Here is a 6,294-nt window from a genome sequence, read left to right as displayed (position 1 = left end):
CGGTCAATTTACGGAGATCATAAATGTTCTGCGCACTCAGATTGCCGGCTAACGTAACCAGTACCAGTACAGCCATTCCTCCAATACCTAAACGTACCATAACGCAGCACTCCGTCAGAAAGGGGCTATTTTTTAGATTCTCAGGGAATAAAGACATTTTAGTCTAATAATAACTGTTCTTTCGGAAAATGCAAGTGATAATTTTACAAAATAAAGCGATTTTTATATTTTTTTAAAAGATGATCCGAAAAAAAAGGGAATTCTACATTATTTTCTGGTGTTTCTTTACCTCACCCCCTGCCCCCTCTCCTAGTCAGGAGAGGGGGTAACTCGTTACGCGCCTTGTTTCTACCCTCTCCTATTTAGGAGAGGGAGGCCGAAGGCCGGGTGAGGTTTTTTTTATCATCCCGATAAACCGGTCGAAAAGGTAATCCGAATCATGCGGGCCGGGTGAGGATTCCGGATGGTATTGGACGCTGAATGCTTCACGATGATCGGCGTATAATCCTTCTATCGTACCATCATTCAGGTTCATATGGGTGATCACCGCTTCATCACTGGGGATCGAGCCGGGTGTTAAGGAAAAACCATGATTTTGACTCGATATTTCCACCTTGCCGGTAGAGGTGTCCATCACCGGCTGGTTTTCTCCGCGATGTCCGAATTTGAGCTTGTAGGTTTCCCCGCCCAGGGCAATCCCGAGAAGCTGGTGTCCCAGACAGATGCCGAAAAGTGGTTTTTTCCCAGCCAGGATTTTAATGGTCTCGATGGCATAGGATACCGCCTCAGGATCCCCGGGGCCGTTCGAGAGAAAGATGCCATCCGGGTTAAGCGCCAGCACTTCGGCGGCGGAAGTACCTGCAGGCACCACCATAACCTTTACCCCGCGTCCGACCAGTTTCCGGAGGATATTGTATTTTATTCCGTAATCGAAGGCGATCACCAGCGGAAGGCGGGAGCGCACGAACATTTCCTGTGAAACTCGCACAAAATCCGCGTGATATGCCTTAATATCCCTGAGTTTGGCATGACGGGCAGCACTCTCTTCCGTTTCCAGAACATAATATGGCTCGGAACAGGTGACTTCTTTCGCCAGGTCTGCGCCCACCATGAGCGGAGAGGCTTTTGCCTTGGCCACAAGAGATTCCGGATCAAAATCGACCGTGCTGAGAATCCCTCGCATAGCCCCTTTATTCCGGATAATCCGTACCAGCTCGCGGGTGTCTATCCCTTCGAGGCCGATAATGCCGAAGCGGGCAAGGAAATCGCCCAGACTTTCGTTCATGCGGAAATTCGAGGGGTACGGACAGTATTCCTTTACAATGAATCCGGCCACCCAGGGATGGCTAGACTCGTAATCCTCCGGATTGACCCCGTAATTCCCGATAAGGGGATAGGTCATGGTGACTATCTGACGGTGATAGGAGGGATCGGTGAGCACTTCCTGGTAGCCGGTCATCGCGGTGTTGAATACGACTTCACCGGCGCTCTCGCCTTCGGCGCCGAAATTATACCCCCGGAATACCTTTCCGTTTTCCAGGGCAAGCATGGCTCGTTTTTTTGATTTCATAAGGCTTTTCTCTATGGTATGGATTATTATGTATCTTCACATACTGTATGAGGTATAGACCCTGAAACAAGTTCAGGGTGACACGTGTCATGCCGAACTTGTTGCCGCTTTGCGGGAACGATGAAACCGTTGCCGCTTTGCGGGAACGATGAAACCGTTTCGGCATCTGTTTCCCCCGCATTACAAATGAGGCTGTGCTTAAAACGTACATGATTCTCTCTCACTGATACAAGAGTAGTTTATGAACGCTTTTTTATATTTATATTCCATTTCCCTGTCAACCTGTACGAGTCCTTCTTTTATCAAGTGAGCATTTACAAACGTTTTGTTTTTAAGGTATACATAACCCAGAAGATTATTGTTGTCATCATTTTTTTGTGCATCAAACCGGAGAAATACCTTCTGCCCCCTGGTTTTTTGGGAAAGATACTCAATTGCCTCATTGTATTTGGTAACATCCTGTTTTATGCCGATCAACCGTACGGTCAACCCGTTACTTAACAATAGAAGCTCCGGGCTGAGTATTTCTTTTACCGTAAAATACTCTTCTCTTGGGTTTTCGTTCTGGTCTATTTTCGACCCAAACGCCAATTTTTTCGGATCAACTTTTTTATCCAATGCATGGGGGTCTCTGAAAATATAGGGCAGCCGCTGAATCTCATCATCAAAATCGACTTCCGGTTTCTTCTGCTCAAGAAAGGTAAAAGACGCCGAATCAAACAGGGAGTTGTCATGAATACCCAGCTTCTCCCGTATGACCGGCATGAATTCAGGGTTGATTTCATACCCCATCGAATTACGGTCCAAATTTTTTGCCGCAAGGGAGGTCGTTCCGCTTCCCAGAAAAGGATCAAGGACGGTATCCCCTACAAACGAAAACATTTTTATTAACCTGCGCGGCAGCTCTTCCGGAAACATGGCGATATGGTTGTCCTGCCTGGCCCCGCTGAAATTCCAATGTCCCTGGAAAAAGGTATTCCATTCCTCTTTCGTCATCTTTGATAGCTCTTTGAACTGTTGATCTACCGGAGGAGGGCTCCCAGGCTTCTTGAAAATAAGGATGAATTCGTAATCCAGTTTCAAAATACCATTGCGGGGATAGGGAAACGACCCCATGATGGTTGCGCCGCCGGTTGTATTCGTCGTGGTAACTTTCTGCCAGATAACCGCGCCCATGTAATCAAAGCCGATGGTCTCGCAAAACTTTATAATCTCGGTCCGTATCGGAATAACCTTGTATCTCCCATAATACACGGATCGGGCGAACTGGTCGCCGATGTTGATGCAGAGCCTGCATCCGTTATGGAGCACCCGGCGGCATTCATTCCAAACCAGATTCAGGTTATTGATATAACTTTCATAGCTGTCATGATAACCGATCTGATTTCCGGAGCCATAATCCTTTAACTGCCAGTATGGAGGCGAGGTGATAATCAGGTGAACGCTCTCATCCGGAAGTTCGCCCATCTTTCTCGAATCGCCGTTGATAATTGTGTGATGAGTTTTCAGCATTTTCTCAGTAAGCTAAAAAAAGCTTGAGACGAACCTGGTTTATTTTATAGATGCCGAAACAAGTTCGGCATGACACGTGTCATCCTGAACTTGTTGCCGCTTCGCTGGAACGATGAAACAGTTTCAGGATATTACCCCCTTCGATAAGGGGGTCGGCGCTAAGCGCCGGGGGGATTCTGTCTCCTGTATTCTTTCCTTTTCATTCCTGATTCTTATGCAGCGCTCCCCCGACCACGATTGCCGCCGCCCTCCCCGGTAGCTCCCAATCGAAAAACGCCGTGTTGGATGACCTGGATTTCATGTGTTTCGGGTCGACTTTCCAGGGCGCTTCCGGATTGTACAGGGTCACATCGGCGATTGCTCCCACTTCGAGGCTTCCCCCTTCCACTCCCAGAATCCGGGAAGGGGAAAAAGACATTTTCCTTGCCACATCGCCCCAGGTGAGAAATCCCGGGCGTACCAGTTCACGGTCGATAACAGCCAGCGCCGTTTCCAGGCCGGTCACCCCGAACGCGGCGTACGTGAATTCGACTTCCTTGTTCTCGGGATAGTGGGGCGCATGGTCGGTCGCAATGGCATCGATGACGCCTTCCGCCAAACCAGTTCGAAGGGCTGCGATGTCATCCCGGGTGCGCAAAGGCGGGTTTATCTTGTACCGGGTATCGAAAGAGGCAACCAGGTCCTCAGTCAGGGTAAGGTGGTGCGGGGTTACATCGCAGGTAACTTTAACATGCCGGGCTTTGGCGGCGCGGATGATCTCCACTGCGCCGCGGGTGGATATGTGCGTGATGTGCAGGGGGGCTCCGGTATACTCGGCAAGAGCGATATCGCGCATCACCATGATATCCTCGGCTGTCCGCGGCATCCCCTTGAGGCCGAGTTGTTCGGAAAGAGCGCTCTCGTTCATCTGTCCCTCAAGGCACAGGGTGCGGTCTTCTTCGTGAAGGATCAGCGGTTTCCCGACCATCCGGGCATACCGGAGAGCATTGACCATGATTTGGGCATTGGCGACAGAATTACCGTCATCGGAAAACGCCACAGCACCGGCGCGCGCCATATCGCCCATCTCCGCCAGTTCCTCGCCGCGGCGGCCGCGGGTTATGGCGCCTACCGGATATACTCTTGTTGCACACCCCCGGGCGCGCTCGAGAATGAAATGTATCCTGCCGGAATCATCGGCAGGCGGCTCCGTATTTGGCATTGGGCAGACAGCGGTAAATCCTCCCCAGAGAGCCGCCGCGCAGCCGCTGGCAATGGTTTCCGCTTCTTCGGCGCCGGGTTCACGGAGATGGGTATGGAGATCGATGAGACCCGGCATAACAATCAATCCGTGTGCATCGAAGGTCTCCGCATTTCTCCGAAAGAGCTCTTTCCCCAGAGCCGCGACACGGCCGCAGCTTAACAGGATATCCATTACATCGTCGATATTCTGCGCGGGATCGATCACTCTTCCACCCTGAATGAGAAGGTCTTTCGGGTTCATTCTTCCTCCCTTCCGCTGAGGAGAAAGAGCACAGCCATTCTGATTGCCTCCCCATTGGTTACCTGGTTGAGGATGAGACTCCTCTCCGAATCCGCAACATCATAATCAAGCTCCACACCGCGGTTTATGGGGCCGGGATGCATGACCACCGCTCCGGGTTTCATCCGGGTCACCCGTTCCTTTGTAAGCCCGAAAAGAGCTGTGTATTCACGTGAAGAGGGTATCAAGCCGCCGGTCTGACGCTCTTTTTGGATGCGCAGCATGTACACGACATCATAATCACCGATCACCTTGTCAAGATCATAATGAACCTTTACACCGAACGATTCCATGTACATGGGCATCAGAGTGGCCGGCCCGCACACATCGACTTCTGCGCCCATCGTTTTCAATCCCCATATATCGGAGCGGGCGACCCGGGAATGGAGAATGTCACCCACGATGAGCACCTTGAGACCTTCAAGTTTTCCAAAATGCTCGCGCAGAGTCATCATGTCGAGGAGGGCCTGGGTGGGATGCTCATGAGCGCCGTCCCCGGCATTGATGATCCTGCAATGGGTGTGATCGGCCAGAAAACGCGGTGTGCCGGGAGATTTATGACGGATTACGATCAAATCGATTTTCATGGCTTCGATGTTGCGCACCGTATCACGGAGGGACTCTCCCTTTGAAACGCTCGATGCGCTCCTGGTAAAGGAGATCACTTCCGCGCTGAGACGTTTTTCAGCGAGCTCAAAAGATATCCGGGTCCTCGTGGAATCTTCATAGAAAAGGTTCAGCACCGCCACTCCCTTGAGAGTCGGCACAATGCGTATCGGCCGGTCAAGGACTTCTCGAAAAGAAGCCGCAGTGTCGAGGATCGTGGAGATGTCCTGTTTCGAGGCTGCCTGGAGACCGAAAAGATGTTTCAATCCGAATGTCATCTATCCCTCCTGTTCACCCCGCACGTACTTCGTATTTCACCCCACTCGTACTTCTTACGAGCGGGGACCCCGGTACGAGCGGGGACCCCTTTATTAGCGAGATAGTTTCACCAGAGTAACTTCATCCACTCCATCGCCTTCCGCCATGCGCACCCGTACTTCTTCATCCACCTGTGTCGTGACCTGTTTTCCCACATAATCGGCGATGAGTGGAAGCTCACGGCGCCCGCGGTCTATGAGCACAGCAAGTTCAACCCGCCCGGGCCTCCCGAAATCCATGATAGCGTCAAGGGCGCCCCGAACGGTGCGGCCGGTGAAAAACACATCATCCACCAGCACCACGGTAATTCCCTGCACCTCAAAAGAAATGGAAGTGACTTTCACCATAGGCTGTTTCATCACCGAACGATAATCATCCCTGTACATGGTGACATCGAGAATTCCTACAGGAATGGTTGTATTCTCTATCGCCCCGATTATTTCCGCCATGCGCCTTGCAAGAAAGACCCCCCTAGTCTGCAAACCGACCAGCGCGAGTCTCTCCGGACCGTTGTTCCGGTCGAGAATTTCATGGGACATCCGCTGGAGAGCACGTTTCATGGCGGCGGCATCCATGATTCGTTCCTCGCTTGTAATAGTCAATCCGTACCCCCATTTAGTTCACCCCGCACGTACTTCGTACGAGCGGGGACCCCGACAGGGCAAAAAAAACCTCACCCGTTTCAGGTGAGAGCAAAATAAATCCAAAATTTCCGCCGGGTAAATATCCCGGAAAACATAATTCCATATGTCATACACAATATATT

General features: G+C 51.2%; 5 protein-coding genes. All 5 read right to left on the bottom strand.

Annotated elements, in window-relative coordinates:
* Nucleotides 1-358 precede the first annotated feature (358 nt).
* The 5 genes from carA to pyrR all read right to left on the bottom strand — a co-directional run bounded on the left by carA (nt 359) and on the right by pyrR (nt 6,130).
* The gene (gene carA, locus Q8O92_03905) at nt 359-1,570 is read right to left on the bottom strand and encodes a glutamine-hydrolyzing carbamoyl-phosphate synthase small subunit (protein ID MDP2982456.1); all 1,212 of its coding nucleotides are present in this window, start codon (nt 1,568-1,570) and stop codon (nt 359-361) included.
* 198 nt (nt 1,571-1,768) lie between these two features.
* Nucleotides 1,769-3,082: a DNA methyltransferase gene (locus tag Q8O92_03900; protein ID MDP2982455.1), complete on the bottom strand. Its 1,314-nt coding sequence runs from the start codon at nt 3,080-3,082 to the stop codon at nt 1,769-1,771.
* Nucleotides 3,083-3,281: 199 nt separating this feature from the next.
* The gene (locus Q8O92_03895; GenBank protein MDP2982454.1) at nt 3,282-4,565 is read right to left on the bottom strand and encodes a dihydroorotase; all 1,284 of its coding nucleotides are present in this window, start codon (nt 4,563-4,565) and stop codon (nt 3,282-3,284) included.
* Nucleotides 4,562-5,488, bottom strand: coding sequence for an aspartate carbamoyltransferase catalytic subunit (locus Q8O92_03890; protein ID MDP2982453.1), 927 nt, complete (start codon nt 5,486-5,488; stop codon nt 4,562-4,564). Before Q8O92_03890 ends, Q8O92_03895 begins: the two co-directional genes overlap by 4 nt.
* A 93-nt stretch (nt 5,489-5,581) precedes the next feature.
* A complete protein-coding gene (pyrR, locus tag Q8O92_03885; GenBank protein MDP2982452.1) occupies nt 5,582-6,130 on the bottom strand; it encodes a bifunctional pyr operon transcriptional regulator/uracil phosphoribosyltransferase PyrR in 549 nt (182 codons plus the stop codon).
* Nucleotides 6,131-6,294: the final 164 nt, after the last annotated feature.

Origin of the sequence: Candidatus Latescibacter sp. (assembly GCA_030692375.1) — a bacterium.
Taxonomy (GTDB): Bacteria; Latescibacterota; Latescibacteria; order Latescibacterales; family Latescibacteraceae; genus JAUYCD01.
This window is presented reverse-complemented; position numbering and strand designations above follow the sequence as displayed.